The organism is Pseudoalteromonas porphyrae (assembly GCF_001298125.1).
GTDB classification, from domain to species: domain Bacteria; phylum Pseudomonadota; class Gammaproteobacteria; order Enterobacterales; family Alteromonadaceae; genus Pseudoalteromonas; species Pseudoalteromonas neustonica.
The window spans coordinates 370931-387081 of record NZ_LHPH01000001.1 but is presented as its reverse complement, the minus strand read 5'-3'; the positions used below and the strand labels follow the sequence as shown (position 1 = coordinate 387081).

14 protein-coding genes are annotated in these 16151 nt (G+C 39.2%); 8 read left to right on the top strand and 6 right to left on the bottom strand.

The window, feature by feature from the left end:
- Positions 1-70: 70 nt before the first annotated feature.
- From ADS77_RS01575 to ADS77_RS01560, 4 genes are all read right to left on the bottom strand, one after another.
- Positions 71-973, bottom strand: a complete 903-nt coding sequence (locus tag ADS77_RS01575) for a hypothetical protein (protein ID WP_054452607.1) — start codon at positions 971-973, stop codon at positions 71-73.
- A complete protein-coding gene (locus tag ADS77_RS01570; protein WP_054452604.1) occupies positions 966-1661 on the bottom strand; it encodes a hypothetical protein in 696 nt (231 codons plus the stop codon). The genes ADS77_RS01575 and ADS77_RS01570 overlap by 8 nt, the downstream gene beginning before the upstream one ends.
- Positions 1658-2290 carry a hypothetical protein gene (locus tag ADS77_RS01565; protein ID WP_054452601.1) on the bottom strand — a complete coding sequence of 211 codons (633 nt, stop codon included), beginning with the start codon at positions 2288-2290 and terminating at the stop codon, positions 1658-1660. Before ADS77_RS01565 ends, ADS77_RS01570 begins: the two co-directional genes overlap by 4 nt.
- A gap of 384 nt (positions 2291-2674) precedes the next feature.
- Complete coding sequence (locus ADS77_RS01560) at positions 2675-3523, bottom strand: LysR family transcriptional regulator (RefSeq protein ID WP_054452597.1); 849 nt, start codon at positions 3521-3523, stop codon at positions 2675-2677.
- A gap of 130 nt (positions 3524-3653) precedes the next feature.
- On the opposite strand from ADS77_RS01560, the gene ADS77_RS01555 reads away from it, so the two are divergent.
- Positions 3654-4328 (top strand): FMN-dependent NADH-azoreductase, encoded by a 675-nt coding sequence (locus tag ADS77_RS01555; protein WP_054452594.1) that lies wholly within the window; start codon positions 3654-3656, stop codon positions 4326-4328.
- Between the two features lie 204 nt (positions 4329-4532).
- Here the strand turns inward: ADS77_RS01555 and katG are convergent, their stop codons facing one another.
- Complete coding sequence (gene katG, locus ADS77_RS01550) at positions 4533-6710, bottom strand: catalase/peroxidase HPI (RefSeq protein WP_054452590.1); 2178 nt, start codon at positions 6708-6710, stop codon at positions 4533-4535.
- An 826-nt stretch (positions 6711-7536) separates the two neighbouring features.
- On the opposite strand from katG, the gene ADS77_RS01545 reads away from it, so the two are divergent.
- Complete coding sequence (locus tag ADS77_RS01545; protein WP_054452585.1) at positions 7537-9615, top strand: bifunctional diguanylate cyclase/phosphodiesterase; 2079 nt, start codon at positions 7537-7539, stop codon at positions 9613-9615.
- Positions 9616-9724: 109 nt separating this feature from the next.
- Here ADS77_RS01545 and ADS77_RS01540 read toward each other — a convergent pair whose 3' ends face one another.
- Positions 9725-10594: an MYG1 family protein gene (locus ADS77_RS01540; RefSeq protein WP_054203926.1), complete on the bottom strand. Its 870-nt coding sequence runs from the start codon at positions 10592-10594 to the stop codon at positions 9725-9727.
- A gap of 471 nt (positions 10595-11065) precedes the next feature.
- Between ADS77_RS01540 and ADS77_RS01535 the strand changes: the two genes are divergently transcribed.
- The 6 genes from ADS77_RS01535 to ADS77_RS01510 all read left to right on the top strand — a co-directional run bounded on the left by ADS77_RS01535 (position 11066) and on the right by ADS77_RS01510 (position 16151).
- Positions 11066-12577 (top strand): DUF3360 family protein, encoded by a 1512-nt coding sequence (locus ADS77_RS01535; protein WP_054452584.1) that lies wholly within the window; start codon positions 11066-11068, stop codon positions 12575-12577.
- A 439-nt stretch (positions 12578-13016) separates the two neighbouring features.
- Positions 13017-13637, top strand: a complete 621-nt coding sequence (locus ADS77_RS01530; protein WP_054452583.1) for a hypothetical protein — start codon at positions 13017-13019, stop codon at positions 13635-13637.
- 134 nt (positions 13638-13771) lie between these two features.
- On the top strand, positions 13772-14233 hold the full coding sequence (locus ADS77_RS01525; protein WP_054452582.1) for a hypothetical protein: 462 nt from the start codon (positions 13772-13774) through the stop codon (positions 14231-14233).
- A 26-nt stretch (positions 14234-14259) separates the two neighbouring features.
- A complete protein-coding gene (locus ADS77_RS01520; protein ID WP_054452581.1) occupies positions 14260-14589 on the top strand; it encodes a hypothetical protein in 330 nt (109 codons plus the stop codon).
- Positions 14590-14790: 201 nt separating this feature from the next.
- Positions 14791-15429, top strand: coding sequence for a glutathione S-transferase family protein (locus tag ADS77_RS01515; protein WP_054203929.1), 639 nt, complete (start codon positions 14791-14793; stop codon positions 15427-15429).
- A gap of 80 nt (positions 15430-15509) precedes the next feature.
- A complete protein-coding gene (locus tag ADS77_RS01510; RefSeq protein ID WP_054203930.1) occupies positions 15510-16151 on the top strand; it encodes a glutathione S-transferase family protein in 642 nt (213 codons plus the stop codon).

Sequence of the window (16151 nt, the reverse complement as noted above, 5' to 3'; positions counted from 1 at the left end):
CAAAATGTAATGGGGGTTTACAAAGGTGGGTAGAGTGCAACGAAACCCAAAAAATCCACAATCGAACAGATTAATATCCACTATTATCTCTCTTCTTATAGATATTCCGACTAAAACCGCTACTTATGCTGTTAATAACCAATAGGTTATCATTTGTTGATATTTTTGATGATGACTGTAATTCAAACGTTAAACTACAATCAAATTGAGGGGGAATCTTTTGTTCAGAAGCAGACCAGGTAATAAGTAATACCGAAGTATCATCAACCAAATATTTATCAGTAAAACATACGTTAGGTTTATTGATGAAGCTTTGCTGCTGCGCCTCATTCAACTCCATCCAAAAGCCATCTGTAGCTAGAACTAAGACATCATCGGTTGAAGAGTCTAATTCAAATGTTTCAGGCTCAAATTTCCGTCTCAAATTTAAACTTTTAGTTAATATATGACGCTCAGGTGCTTGACTCATTGAGTTCTCAAAGTTATTGCCTGATGGGTTAGCCCCCGTATGAACAGGCGATAACCATTCAATACCTTTATTATTGATTAAGCCTAAGCGGCAATCACCTGCACTGAAGCTATAAACTTTATTGGAGCTATAATTACGATACAGTGACAAAAAGCTGGCGACACCGATTTTCAATTCTTTTTTAGTTGCGCTAAAAGCTTTTTGGATAATCTGATTACGTTTTACAGGATCTTCAAAATAACTCTCAAATTGAGGCTTAGCTTGTGTTACTTTTTCTGAAAAATGCTTAACACTATTTAGAAGTAAATTTTGGAGGCAATCATGGAAATTTTCACTAAACCTTTTAGCTAGGTTTGTTGTAGCGATAGATGAGGTTGATATATCAATCACGAATACCCAAGTGCCAAAATCAGAGTTTATAATCGAAAAGTAATCTTTGTTTTCTTCTCGTTCAGATCCTTGCTGAGTTCGGTGTATCAATTTTAGTGAGGAAGGATCAGTCATACGCAATACAGCCCTCAATGCGCTCAAAGATCAACTGCTCTCTGTCAGAGCTGTTTCTGGAAGTTCCTTGAACCGCATACTCAAAATTATCATCTTCCATTAAGCTCTTAAGCTGTTCACTAACATAATTTTTTAAATCTTCTGAGGCTGATGAGATATCATTAACTATTGACGATCTGCCATCAAAAATATTAAGCAGGTCTTCAATATCATGGCTTGAAAGAGCATCTCCCTTTCCTCTGCCTAAATAGGCTTCAAGCTTTGTGGCTACAAAATACTCTGGCGTTATTAATTTAATGGTCAGTGTATCATTAAGTACATAGTCTTCTGCGGTTGCTACCGCATCTTTATACCATATATTGGTAAAACGAAGCGCACTCTTATCAACTGGCATAAAATCAACTTTCAGGTTATCAAGTATCATACGACACATAATTTCTTCACCCATATCAATAGAAAACCCTTTCGTTTTAAGCTGTTCTTGTAAATCGGTCCAAGCTGCATACCCCATGATATCAACAATGAGGTCAACATCGTCAGTGTACCTTATTTGCTCTTTAGTAAACTCATCTGTGACCAACAACCCAGTTGTGCAACCACCAACAAATACCATTGATCTGATCAGGTCCTCTCCAAGTGCTGTAGCAACTTTTATTAACATCTCTTTTTGCAGATTAATTGTATTCATTTTGCTACCTTAAATATGTTATTGAGCATTTCTAATGCTAAATTTCGTTCTCGCGGATGACCTATTCTTATGGCATCAACTAATGCTAACATGGCGTATAACTGTGCATCTTGTTGTACTGCTATAAATATTTTTGGATGTAATGGTTCAACTAATAAGCCTTTCGTATTACCTCTTGGGTTTGACCATACTGGCTGAAGTTCTCCAGATGTCATTAGCTTACCTCTGAGAACAGGAGCTGCTATTGACGTAGCGATCCCTCGGCCAATCACTCCCTCTTTTGCAGGAAAAACGTATCGAATACCATAGGCAATAAATTCTAAAAAGGCTTTAATATTTGTTTTGGGTACTTTGAGTTTGCGGTCTACTTTGGCAAGTCCTACGTTGTACATGCGATTAAGACTAAGACTAATCTGAGATTTACTTATTCCTGTTAAGCTTTCTAAGTTTCTTAATGAAAACTGGCTTTCAATTTGATCCATTTCTGTAAAAGTAGGTGTTAACCCCTTATCATCCCAATCCGCCCAAGTATCATCAATTTGAATAATATCTGTATCAACATCTTTACCATCAAGATCTGCATGCATTGAAATTATTTTAAGTAACAATAAAACATCTTGACTTTTCATTTCATCTCCAACCTCTTGTCCCAAGTCCTAGGAATTAGGACGAGTATCCCTTTGAATATTTTAATAGTCAATAGTGAAAACAGATAAGTGTGTTTTGTTTATTGTAAATTTTCTAGTAATAATTTAATTAATATATTGTATTTAAATACTTATTTCTGGCGCAGTGAATTAATGGTAGGACTAAAAGGGCTCTTAACTTTAGACCGTTATTCATTTAAAACTATCGCATAATAACTAAATTAACTTTTACCACTAACCACCATGTCTATTTTATTATGGCTTTGAGTACCAATCCCAAATTAACAGTATTCTGTGAATTAATGTCTAAACAGACTTATAATCACCTAAATTCACAACAAACTGTGTTTCATAAATCTAACGACATCAATCCAACAGCCCTTCTACCCACTCTAAAACTAGGCGTGTATCTCTAGTTGAAAAGCGCTGTTTATTTGGTATGTAGTAGCAAAACTCTGATTCAACTGCGTGGGTATCAAAGCTTTTAAGTAGCTCGGTATTTAGTAATCGTTGTACCAGCGTGGTTGAGCAAAACACCAGTCCTGAGCCTGCCGTGGCTTCTTGAATGCCAAATAGTTCTTGGTCAAATGTTTTAATACTAAATAACGCAGGATCTAAGTTGTTTTGAGTAAGCCATTGTTTAAGTGGTGGCTCACTCAGTGCTTTGTTTTTCCATTTTGTGGTATAGAGCGTAACGGGGCCATTTTGCCATGGGATATCGGCGACTTTGTATGAGCCGAATACGTTAAATCGTTCGGTTTTTATAATGTCGCCAGCGTTTATATGCAGACGTTCCCCAAAGCGAATGGGCAAGGTGTGCAATTGTTTATCAACGGCTTCACTGGTTGATATATCTACCTCAAGATTAGGCTGGCTAGCTGATAGCTCCTGTAATGCAGGTATTAAGCGCAGTGCGGCCAGTGACGAGGTGGTGGTAATTTTAACGGTTGTGCCTGTGGCTTGCACCGTTGCTAATGCTTGGTCTATGCGGTTAAAGCCGTCGCTCGTTGCGGCACTTAAATATTCACCAGTCGGTGTGAGGGTGATTTTTCTGACTTGGCGGTAAAATAAATCGACGTTTAAACGGCTTTCAAGATTATTAATATGGTGCGAAATTGCGGTTGGCGTGAGTGATAGCTCATTCGCTGCGGCTTTAAAGCTGCCTAAACGTGCCGCAGCTTCAAAGGCTTTAAGTGCTTGTAGTGAGACTTGCATAAAGTGATACCTGCGAAAAAGTGGAATAACTATAGGTGATTATAACTCATTTATAGGTGAGGTTAACTCGTTTGTGAAATAGCGCTTTAAGTTAGATGATTGCCCCATGTTCACTATGAGGATAAACACTATGACTACCCTATTACACATTGATGCAAGCGTAAGAGCTGCCAAAAACGATAACCCAGATCACGATTCAATCTCTAAAAATATTGCTAGGCGTTTTATTCATACCTTTAGAGAGCAACAAGATATAGGTGAGTATATTTATCGTGATGTAGGTGTGAACCCACCCTCTTTTATTACCCAAGAGTGGATTGGCGCAGTATTTACACCAGAGCACAAAAAGTCAGCACAGCAAAAGCACATACTTTTAGAGTCAGACCAATTTATTGCTGAAGTGAGTAAGGCTGATATTATTGTGATTTCGTCGCCTATGTACAACTATGGCATGCCAGCGCAACTAAAAGCGTGGTTTGATCAAGTTATTCGGATCAACAAAACCTTTGATTTTGATCTGGCCCGTGGTGACTTCCCGCTACAGCCTTTGCTGGGCGGAAAAACATTGATTGTGATCACATCAACTGGTGAATTTGGTTTTGAGCAAGGCGGTATTCGTGAGCACATGAGCCACTTAGTGCCGCATTTACGTAGTTTAAGCAAATATTTAGGTGTTACAACGATTCATGAGATAGCGTCAGAGTATCAGGAGTTTGCTGATGCTCGTCATCAACAATCGTTAAGCAATGCCTATAGCCAAGCAACTGAGCTTGCACAACAACTTTCCAATATGGCTGCTGAGTAATTGTAATATGCATAAACCTTTGAACAATTTAACAGACTAAATAACACACGCTTTACTGTGGTATTTTTAGCCAAACCGTAATGGGGGTTTACAGTTTATATTGTTTTACAAATTCAGATTTAAGGTTTCTGATATAAAAAAGCGCGAGGGTTAATACCCTCGCGCTCTTGGTTTTTGTGCTTTAATTAATAATCGATGTTTTGATTAAATATCAAAGCGGTCTGCGTTCATTACTTTTACCCATGCATTAACGAAGTCTTTTACAAAACGTTGTTTGTTATCGTCTTGAGCATAAAACTCCGCAAGCGCTCGTAGGATGGAGTTTGAGCCAAACACTAAATCAACACGAGTGGCGGTCCACTTTGTATTGCCAGAGCTGCGCTCAACAATGTTATAGGTGCTTTTGCTGGCAGGTTCCCAGCGATTATTCATATCGGTTAAGTTAACAAAAAAGTCATTGCTCAATGTGCCCACGTTATCAGTGAACACACCATGGTGACTGCCACCGTGGTTAGTGCCCAATACACGCATACCGCCAATTAATACCGTGACTTCTGGTGCGGTTAAACCCATGAGTTGGCTGCGCTCTAACAGCAACTCTTCAGCTGATACGGTGTAGTCTTTTTTCTGCCAGTTTCTAAAACCATCGTGAATTGGCTCAAGCACATCGAATGACTCTGCATCGGTCATTTCGTCAGTTGCATCACCTCGTCCTGGCGAAAACGGTACAGTTACATTTACCCCAGCTGCTTTTGCAGCTTGTTCCACCGCGGCTGTACCACCGAGTACAATTAAGTCCGCTAAACTAACTGGTTTGCTTAAACCTGATTGTATTTGTTCAAGCGAAGCTAATACTTTTGCCAAGCGCTCTGGTTCATTACCTTGCCAGTCTTTTTGTGGGCTTAAGCGAATGCGTGCGCCATTGGCTCCGCCGCGATGATCAGAGCCTCGATAAGTACGTGCGCTATCCCATGCGGTGCTGATCAAGTCACTGGCACTGATGCCACTATTTAACAGCTTAACTTTTAGAGCGCTGATTTCAGTATCACATAAGGTGTAATCGACACTTGGGATTGGGTCTTGCCAGATCAGATCTTCGCTTGGCACATCAGCACCAAGGTAGCGTGATTTTGGGCCTAAGTCGCGATGGGTAAGCTTAAACCAAGCACGTGCAAATACATCGCTAAAATACTCAAAATCATCATTAAAGCGTTCGATAATTTTACGATACGCAGGGTCCATCTTCATTGCCATATCGGCGTCGGTCATGATTGGGTTCAAACGAATTGACGGGTCTTCAACATCAACAGGTCTATCTTCTTCTTTAATGTTTACAGGTTCCCACTGGTTTGCACCCGCAGGACTTTTGGTAAGCTCCCACTCGTAATTTAGAAGTAAGTAACAGTAGCCATTATCCCACTTAGTTGGGTGTGTGGTCCACGCGCCTTCGATGCCTGAAGTCATGGTATCGCGGCCTATGCCACGTGTTTTATGGTTATTCCAACCAAGTCCTTGCTCAAAGACGTCGGCTGCTTCTGGTTCTGGGCCAAGGTTTTCTTCGCTGCCATTACCATGCGTTTTACCTACCGTATGACCACCTACAGTAAGTGCTGCGGTTTCTTCATCATCCATTGCCATTCGAGCAAAGGTTTCGCGCACTTGCTCAGCGGTTTTAAGCGGATCAGGTTGGCCGTTTACGCCCTCAGGATTGACATAAATTAAGCCCATTTGGACGGCCGCTAATGGATTATCCATGGTGCTAGGTTTTTCGACATTGTCGTAACGTTCATCACTTGGTGCAAGCCACTCTTTTTCAGCGCCCCAATATACGTCTTTTTCTGGGTGCCAGATATCTGCACGGCCACCGGCAAAGCCAAAAGTTTTTAAACCCATTGATTCATATGCCATATTACCGGCTAGAATGATTAAATCAGCCCACGATAATTTGTTGCCGTATTTTTTCTTTATAGGCCAAAGTAAACGGCGGGCTTTATCAAGGTTGGCGTTATCAGGCCAAGAGTTTAAAGGCGCAAAGCGTTGGTTAGCTGTGCCACCACCGCCACGGCCATCAGCTAAACGGTATGAACCAGCTGAGTGCCATGCCATACGGATCATCAAACCACCGTAATGCCCCCAATCGGCAGGCCACCAATCTTGGCTTTGTGTCATTAGGTTTTTTAAATCGGTTTTAACGGCTTCAAGATCTAACTTTTTGAATTCTTCGGCGTAATTAAATTCATTTCCATAGGGATTTGTTTTAGTGTCGTGTTGATGGAGAATGTCTAAATTTAATGTATTGGGCCACCAATCAGTATTGGAATTAGACGTTTGTGTGTTGCTACCGTGCATGACGGGGCATTTCCCAGCACCTGAATTGCTCATTTCTAGCTCCTTTATTGATAAATAAAACTCAAACTATTACTTGCTACAGTTACAGTTTAGTTGATTGCAACATACTTGCTTAAATCAATGATAGGGTATTAACGATTAAAAACTAGATCCCGATCAGTGCTTTAAAACGATTGCAACCATCGATTATTTAGATTCCACTCGTAGAAAACCTATTAGGTTGTAGTACATATACCTAAGCTACCAAAAAATATTGGATTTAACGTTTCATAGAAGCTTAATATCAATATGTTCCTTTATAACAATGCCAATATCTTTGAATGTCAAAATTAGCGTCTATCGTAAGGGGTTAAGTTTAACCCCTATTCTACTTTGCAGAAATCAGAGCCAAACTGTAAAGGGGGATTACATTTTGTTTGTGTCATAAGTGAACAACATAATTGTGGTATGAATTTAGTTCACCCTTAAATATCAGTTTTAGTACTGGGTGTGATTAAGGCATAAGTCGATTGAAATTTTTTTGTTGCTAGGGCGTGCTGACCTTTCGTAATTGATTTTTCAGCAGTATAAATACCAAACATGCGCTGCCTAAAGGGTTCTTCCTAGAGGCGATTAACTCTTTGTTGCCTACAACACGGATATAGGTAAGGGGCGTGAGCAGGACGCGGAAGCTTTGCTCGATTCTTACTTAGCCCACTTGGTTACAAACCTCGCGCCGCGATTAAATCGCCCCTAGATTGAATAAATTTCAATCCACAAAGGTCAACGCGCCCTAGGTTGAAATTATTAATTTTAAATATGCTAATTCAATCATTTCATCCTATTATTAAATAAAATAATTATTGGTTTACGCCTTAGCATGAATTCTAAAACAGTCGTTAATATGTTAACTCATCAGTATGCTATCAATGATCCGTTACACCAACTATTTGATGCTGTGAATGTTATTTCTGTTCAGGGGTATGATCAAGAACGACGAGTTATTTACTGGAACCAAGGTAGTGAACTTCTTTATGGTTATACCGAAGAGGAGGCTAAAGGGAAAAAACTTGAAGATTTGATTATACCTGAGCCTATGCGTGAGGGAGTGATTGCGGCGCACAGTGACTGGGTAAAGCATGGTATAGAAATTCCAGCGTCAGAGGCTATATTACGTGATAAAAGTGGGAAGGATATCATCGTTTTCTCCAGCCATGTAATGTTCACTAATCAGCATAATATTAAACAAATGTATTGCATTGATATTGACTTAAGCGATGTTAAGCAGGCTCAAGCTCAGGCAATATTTAAAGACCATATGCTTGAAACAATATTTGGTGCTATACCCGATTTATTCTTTTTGATGGAAGAATGCGGAACTATTATTGATTATCACGCCAGTGATGACGAACATCTTTATGCATCACCTGAGCAGTTTATCGGTAATAATATGGCTGATGTGTTACCTGAGGAAGTTGCGAGTAAGTTTCAATCCCATATTGCAAAAGCATTGCAACAAAAAACAATGGTAAGTTTTGAGTATGCGCTGACTATGCCCCACGGTGTTGTTTATTTTGAAGCGAGAATTGGTCTATTATCCGAATATCATCAAGTAATGCTGATTATTCGTGATATTACAGAGCAATACAAATCTGCTGAGGTTATTCGACATCAGGCCTATTTTGATAGTTTAACTTCATTACCAAATCGCTTTTTAGCGCTCGATCGTTTATCTCAAATACTTATTGAAGCGCAAAGAAGTAACGAAAAGGCCGCGGTGTTTTTTTTGGATTTAGATGATTTTAAAAAAGTGAACGACTCATTAGGGCATGAGGTTGGTGACAAGCTTTTAATCGAATCGGCTAAGCGCTTACAGCAAGTTTTACGAAAGGAAGATACTGTAGGTCGCCTTGGCGGTGATGAATTTATTGTATTGCTGCGTGGTTTAACTGAACATCATAATGCACTTGTCATTGCTGAAAACTTACTTAAAACCTTTAGAAAACCTTTTGAAGTGGATGGCAGAGAGCTCGTTCTTACTTTGAGCATTGGCATTGCTATATACCCTAAAAATGGGAATTGCGCGTCTGATTTATTACGCTGTGCCGATACTGCCATGTACCAAGCTAAAGCGCTTGGGCGAAACACCTATTCATTTTTTACGAAAGAAATGAATATTATTATGCAGCGGCGGTTTGAAATTGAAGGGCAAATGCGCGGTGCATTAGAGCGAAATGAATTTGAATTATACTACCAACCTCAAGTTGATGTAAAAAAGGGGCATATCATTGGCGCTGAGGCACTGCTTCGCTGGAACAACCCTGTTTTAGGTAACGTAACACCTGAAGAGTTTATTCCTATTGCTGAGAATTCGGGTCTTATTGTACCAATCGGACGCTTTGTTATTAAACAGGCGCTTTGGTTTTTACATCTGTGGCAAAATACTGAACAAAAAAAGTACACTATGGCTGTTAATTTATCGCCTCGTCAATTTCGCGATACTGAGTTACTTAATTTTATAAAAAATATACTCAAAGATAAACAGATTGATACCGATAGTTTAGAGCTTGAAATAACGGAAGGAGTGCTGATGACGGGGCAATCTTTTATTCACGACGCGATAGTTGAAATTAATGCGTTAGGAATAAAATTATCAATGGATGATTTTGGTACAGGTTATTCGTCGTTAAGCTATTTAAGGCAATACCCATTTGACGTACTAAAAATTGATCGCAGCTTTATTAATTGCATAACTGAAAATAAGCCTGACTGTGACTTAGTTAAAGCAACTATTGCGATGTCGCACAGTTTAGGGCTTAAAGTTGTTGCTGAAGGTGTTGAAACTAAAGAGCAGCTTTTACTGTTGAATGATTTAAATTGTGATTTTGTGCAAGGTTATTATTTTAGTAAACCACTGCCTGCAAAGCAGTTGCTGGAATTATCCGCAGCACATAAATAATCAGTCTATTGTTAAAAGCTAATTGTTAAAATTGATAAGTGGTATAAATTAGTTTAAACAAAACGTAACAAGTAACGTTGTTACGTTTATAATTTAAGCTGCAGCTTCGTTATTCAGCAAGTGCAATCGCGGCCATTTTCATTGCGCTGCTAAACGATTTTGCACCGGCAATAAATAACCCATTGTGACAAAACATAGCGTCATCGAGGCCCGTTGCATCTTGAAACTCTTTGTCTGATAAACCTGCCCACGCTTTTGGCAACGGTTTTCTGTCTTCAAACGAACCAAGCTCAGCAGGCACTGTTTGAATTATCCATTGCCCAGAATGCGAAGGGTAAACCATATATAAAGCGTCGTCAGATAATGCATGGACTGTTTTTTTCCATGGCGTGTATTTCTCTAATACGATTACTCTAGGATCTTCTGCATTTTTGACTGCTTGAGCAACAATGGCTTTGGCGTTAATGCCGCCGCTTGCTGCTGCAATGAATCGCGTTAAAATACGAGATGCAAACTCAACAGCTTCATTAAAACAGCTATCAAAGTCGCTTTCTTCTTGCCACGTAGGATTAAACATGGAGATGGTTTGGCTTAGGCTAATCCCTTTTGATACACCTTCAACGTGACCACAATCAATGGCATCGATTGTTGACACTAGACTAGAATCAACAGAATTTGCAACGTCTTGATCGCCATTGCACAGTGTTAAGCCATATTTTTGCCAAATTAAACCAAATGAAGAATAAGGAATGCCGTTCTCACGTTCGCCTGCCCCACCACGTTGGTGATGATCAAAGCGGCCAGTATCAGGGTTATGTTCACCCCCTACATCAATCACAATATCAGCCTTATTTATAAGCTCTAAATCGCGGGTACGTATGAGTTTAAAAGAAGGGTAAATGCTTTTGAGTGCGGCAATGCTGAAAACATCATCTGCATGAAAATTACCGTTGTGAGTTGCTATCGTTATTTCATTCATTTGTATTGTGTCATTTTTGAAAGGGAGAAGAAGGTGTCGTTATTTACACTTAACTATTTTTGGCTACGTAGAGCCAGTGGGCACTTAAGTAAAACCACCGTGAGGATACTATATCAGGGCAGTTAACAAAACCGTTTACTGTATTTGAGCTGGGCAATTCGCGATTTTATTAGACTAAAGGCGTATACCTAAGATATTACACGTTTTTAGCTTGTAAAATAATCACTTACACTTAAGTGTTAATTCATTTTTTTAATAATAGTAAATTGATTTAAAACAATATTTTTAAATTTTATTTAGATTTTAAAACCTCAAATTAAATGTTTTCACTAACAAAAAGCTCACCATGCAAGACCTTTTGCCTAATCGCAATTATCTGCTGCCTGATTTACTCTGCAACCTCAATATTTATTTGCTTTAAACAAAGCTGTATTTTTATTTTGAGTAAGCAACTATGTTGCAGGAGAAGCCATGAACACAACGCCATACGATGAGGCTCAAGCGAAAAAGAGACCGGGTGAAAAAGCAGTTACCGATAGCTATGAAAATCTTCACAAACCTAGTTCTGAATTTGAAAGCCGAGATGAATATCTCGAACATGAACTGCAAATTATGCAGCCAAAACGCTGGCGTCCTAATTTACCTTTTAGAGATTACCGCTTCGAATTTGAAGACACTATTCCAGCAATGGCAGGCACAATAGGTAAAGTTGTTATGGTTGGTGCCATTGCAGCTACGTTTGCTGGTCAACTCGGGTTAAGTGACGCATTTATTTTAGAAAACGTACGCTATGAGCTACTGATTGTTTCTTTCTTTATTATTTTGTTTTCCGGTTTTATTTTACCTACAGCCAATTTAGCGGGAACACACGGGCCGCTAATTCCATTAATTCCAATCGTCGTTGCGGCGGGAGGACACCCAATGGCATTTGGCTTACTCATTGGTGCGTTTGGGTTGATCCTTGCTTTTAGTAAAGGAGGGAGCTTACTTGCTCGACTCACCAGTAAAGGCGTATGTGGCGGGTTATTACTTTATTTAGGTTTTATTGGCACTATTTCACAAGTAAAAAAATTGTTTGCTTGGGCGGAAGAAATTCAAATGACCCATATTGCTTTCATCGTTATTTTGGCAACTATTTTACTGTATGCGTTATTAGAGCACTTTAAAAAGCGCTGGTTAGCAGTCCCGCTTAGTTGCCTATTAGGTGGGTTAACGGCATTTGCATTAGGCGCACCGTTTGAATTTAAAACAGCACCGGGCTTACCTAACATGAACCCTATGTATTGGTGGGGTGAAAATACTGGTTGGATGCTCGGTTTACCTACACTTGAAAGCTTTATAGTGGTATTGCCATTTGCAATTCTTGCTGTTGCTATGTGGTCTCCTGATTTTTTAGGGCATCAAGTGTTTCAAAAAATTAGCTATCCGCAACGTACTGAAAAAGTTCAAATGAACATTGACGATACCATGCTTAGCGCCTCGGTAAGGCAAACATTTGGCTCACTTTTAGGGGGCTCTAATTTTACCTCGTCGTGGGGCACATACATTGTCCCTGCGGCTATTGCAAAGCGCCCAATACCAGCGGGGGCTATTTTAACCGCTCTGTTTTGTATTGTTGCAGGGTTATGGGGTTATCCAATGGACCTTGCTATTTGGCAACCGGTACTGTGTATTGCACTCATAGTGGGGGTTTTTATACCATTACTTGAAGCGGGCATGGAAATGACCCGTGTTGGCAAAACAACACAATCAGCCGCTATCGTGGTATTTGCATCAACCTTGGTCAACCCTGCGTTTGGTTGGTCATTGACCATGCTACTGGATAACTTAGGTTTGATAGGCTGTAAGGAAAGAAGCTCTGAATTAACGCCTATGAGTCGTTGGATCATCCCATTAATTATGTTTGTAGTATTAACGGGTGTAATGGCATTGGTTGGCTTATTACCGGGGATCCCTGCTTTAATGCCTAGTTTTAGGCAGTAGCGTTACTTGGTTAAATTTACAGCGGTAAGTGCATGAATGTGCGCTTACCGCTTTTTAATTATTAATCATGGCAAGCAATCTATTTATACCCAAGTCAACCCTTTGGGTACTTCACAGGCGCTCACTCTCATCGTTGTTACTTCTTAAAAGGGACTGCCAGTGTTGCAAACTAACTCCTTGATATTAAACGTTTGTGAACCGCTGAATTCTGCATCTTGAGGTGCTTTGTGTATATAAGATCACCTATAAGTTTATTTCAAAAACAAGGGGATGATCAGAGTTGGTCTCAAGCGTGGTTTATGAGACTGTGATAGCATTATTATTAAATGGTAAATTTAGGAAATTTCGTACTGTTTATTACTTAGTCTTCAGCTACCTTTGTTTTGTAATTCCTGTCTAGGGTTGTTCGCTAGATTTAACTTGGCAACGGAGGCTGCCCATGAAAATTGCCACTCTAACCTTAAGCGTGCTGTTTATTACTGGTTGTACGTCTTTTACAACTGTTAATCCTGGAGGTTGTGGAACTAGTACACTCAATACTGTATGCCTAGGAAAAACAACAGTCCCTACAAAGCATAGAAAATTGTTTTTAGTTGCATCGAACCAAGCGATTGACGTGATTTCATCACACGCGTTTAAAAATGATCTAGAAAATTTTGTAAAGCTTCATGCTAATACGGGAAGATATAGCACTGCTTGGCTCGGCATTGACACATCTACAATTACAGATCGTTTAATACAAGAAATTCAAGGGCTGCAGGTATCGACATTTGGTGGTGTAAAAGGGTTATTTTATACGGTTTTTTATGGCACAAACGCTTTTGAAGGTGATGGAACAGGCCCTATCTTGTTAAACCGTTGGTCTTTACCAAGATCAAGCGCTTCAATAGCAAATACAATTGTGCACGAGGTTACTCATCGTATTGGGCTTTCGCACCCAAGTATTAAAAAAGATAGAAAAACGGCTAATTGTGAGCCACCGTATTTAATAGGATCCTTAGTTGAAAAACATATTTTAGAGGGTAATTGGGATCCAAAGGGGCATTGCCAACTTCTTTAAACCCCAGATTAATAGAATTTATGACTCGCTTATTTTTTTGAATGTTTAACAAACGGTTTCCCCCTGAATATGGGGAGAGAAAGCTTCCCTTCACTTTCTCTTCGATTAATATATGAAGGCATAAGGATAATATTATGGAATATAAATTGTATAGCTCTAAATTTAGGCTGCTTAAAGCCTTTCTAATCATAATCACTTTGGTGATTTTCTCATCAGGTTGCACTGTGAAGTTAGTAAGCAGCTACGATGAAAAAACCGATAACGCAGTTACTGAATTACAAAAAAGAGTAGAAACGTTCTTTATTGAAGCTGAAGGGCTCGCTAATAAGCCTGAATGTAAATATGAAAAACATATAACGTTTTATCAAGATACAAAAGTGCAAGTGAGCGCGATTAGTGTACGCGCTGGGGCTTTAGAAAAAAATGAAAAAACCGAACAATTGGTTGCGTTGCTTGGGAACAGCATTGATACGCTTGAACAACTACACAAGATAGATTGTTTTAAACCAGAACAGGTTGTTACATTAAGAAGTAGTTTTAATTCAAGTATTACCGCAATTTTAAAGCTAGAGTTAGCTAAAAAACGTGGTGAATAATTGCCTAAATTAGAGGGAGAGTAAATATGAATTTAGATGCGGGAGAACTAGCTGCAAATATGTTTGGAGCATTTAAAGATACATTATCGGATAAGTGGCCTGATGTAAAAGATTATGCTGAGGCTGAGTCTAAAAAGTTAGCTGAAAACTTCATAATGATTGAAAAATTGAAGGTAACGGGAGTAATTACGCAGGAACAAGCAAAGTTGCACCACGATATTCAAAAAAATGCAACTCGTTCTGTACTACTTACTATCGAAGGGTTAGGCCTACTCGCGGTTGAACAGGCAATAAATGCTGCAATGGGTGTGTTAAAAGAAACCGTAAATGGCGCATTAAATTTTGCTCTTATATAAATTGAAGTCGCTTTGGTTAAAATGAAGATAAAAATAGGCATCAATATGTTGTTCTTCCATATTGATGTCTTATTTAACGCGTATTATTAACCTGATATGCCTGATTTAAATGCATCAGGTTTGCTATTTAAATAGCCTTTTTGTACACGTATAAGGTAAAATTAGCTGCCTAAAAATAACAGCGAATGGATGCCATTTTTCATGTATAAACTCTTTTACTACCCGCTGAACGCCAGTATGGCCCCTCACTTTGTACTTGAAGAACTCAACGCCGATTTTGAACTCGTGCTGGTTGATCGAAAAACCAATGCGCACAAAGCAAAAAACTATTTAGCCTTAAACCCTGCTGGGCGAATACCTACTTTAGTTGATGATGAAAGCGTGCTATTTGAAAGCGCTGCAATCTGTATTCATTTAGCTGAATCAAATCCAAAGAATAAATTAATCCCTCAAGTTGGTGAACCAGAACGCGCGCTATTTTTACAATGGATCATGTATCTAACAAACACCCTGCAAGCTGAACTTATGGTGCATTTTTATCCGCAAAACCATACTAATAACGTTGATGCAATTGCAAATATTACTGCTACTCAAGAAAGCCGAATAACGGCCATGCTTGGGCTCTTGGATACAGAGCTGGCAGATAAAAAATTTTTGGTTGGCGAGCAACTTACAGTGTGTGACTTTTATTTATTTATGCTCGCCATATGGGCGGATGAATTTAAACAGCCACCGCTTGCTTTTAAGCACCTTGGCCTTTATTTACGCCGCTTAGCTAAACGAGATGCAATAATTAAGGTCTGTAAAAAAGAAGGCTTAAGCCTTGCTGATTATGTTTAACCTGAATTTGGATAATAAATTAATATGCCGCTAAACCTCTTAGCCAATATTTAGGTTATTTAAAAACAAAAAGATGTTTGATGAAAATTTATGGTAGAACAACCTCTTTTAATGTGCAAAAAGTTTTATGGTTTCTTGATGAGCTTGCTTTGGATTATGAACACATTGAAGTGGGCGGGCGTTTTGGGGGTCTTGATAGCACTGAGTTTATAGTATTAAATCCAATGCAAAAAGTCCCGGTGTTAATCGATGGTGGTAATATCATTTGGGAGTCGCACACTATACTGCGCTACTTAGCAGCTAGTTATGGGGCCGATGATTGGTATTCTCTCTCCCCTTTTGAGCGCTCTTTGTATGAGCGCTGGTTGGACTGGTCACAAGTGACGTTTCAGCCAGCTTTTATGGGCACTTTTTGGGGGTATTATCGCACCCCTGCGAGTAAACGTTGTATGGATAAAGTAAATCAAGATTTACTGGCGTGTAATAACTGTTTAGCACTTGTTGAGCAACAGCTTAGACAATCTACTTATTTGGCAGGATCAAAAATTACTCTTGCTGATATTTGTGTTGGCGCGATAATTTACCGTTTAATATCACAGGGATTAACGTTCACTTTACCACCACATGTTGAAAAGTGGCACATGCATTTAAAAACCAGAGCAGGTTATAAAAAATGGATAATGAGCGATTTTAGTGAGCTAAAAGGGCGCGAAGATTATTAG

Excerpts from the sequence above, each read along its gene's own strand:
- ADS77_RS01575 (WP_054452607.1), bottom strand. The coding sequence starts at position 973 with ATGACTGATCCTTCCTCACTAAAATTGATACACCGAACTCAGCAAGGA.
- ADS77_RS01570 (WP_054452604.1), bottom strand. The coding sequence starts at position 1,661 with ATGAATACAATTAATCTGCAAAAAGAGATGTTAATAAAAGTTGCTACA.
- ADS77_RS01565 (WP_054452601.1), bottom strand. The coding sequence starts at position 2,290 with ATGAAAAGTCAAGATGTTTTATTGTTACTTAAAATAATTTCAATGCAT.
- ADS77_RS01560 (WP_054452597.1), bottom strand. The coding sequence starts at position 3,523 with ATGCAAGTCTCACTACAAGCACTTAAAGCCTTTGAAGCTGCGGCACGT.
- ADS77_RS01555 (WP_054452594.1), top strand. The coding sequence starts at position 3,654 with ATGACTACCCTATTACACATTGATGCAAGCGTAAGAGCTGCCAAAAAC.
- katG (WP_054452590.1), bottom strand. The coding sequence starts at position 6,710 with ATGAGCAATTCAGGTGCTGGGAAATGCCCCGTCATGCACGGTAGCAAC.
- ADS77_RS01545 (WP_054452585.1), top strand. The coding sequence starts at position 7,537 with ATGAATTCTAAAACAGTCGTTAATATGTTAACTCATCAGTATGCTATC.
- ADS77_RS01540 (WP_054203926.1), bottom strand. The coding sequence starts at position 10,594 with ATGAATGAAATAACGATAGCAACTCACAACGGTAATTTTCATGCAGAT.
- ADS77_RS01535 (WP_054452584.1), top strand. The coding sequence starts at position 11,066 with ATGAACACAACGCCATACGATGAGGCTCAAGCGAAAAAGAGACCGGGT.
- ADS77_RS01530 (WP_054452583.1), top strand. The coding sequence starts at position 13,017 with ATGAAAATTGCCACTCTAACCTTAAGCGTGCTGTTTATTACTGGTTGT.
- ADS77_RS01525 (WP_054452582.1), top strand. The coding sequence starts at position 13,772 with ATGGAATATAAATTGTATAGCTCTAAATTTAGGCTGCTTAAAGCCTTT.
- ADS77_RS01520 (WP_054452581.1), top strand. The coding sequence starts at position 14,260 with ATGAATTTAGATGCGGGAGAACTAGCTGCAAATATGTTTGGAGCATTT.
- ADS77_RS01515 (WP_054203929.1), top strand. The coding sequence starts at position 14,791 with ATGTATAAACTCTTTTACTACCCGCTGAACGCCAGTATGGCCCCTCAC.
- ADS77_RS01510 (WP_054203930.1), top strand. The coding sequence starts at position 15,510 with ATGAAAATTTATGGTAGAACAACCTCTTTTAATGTGCAAAAAGTTTTA.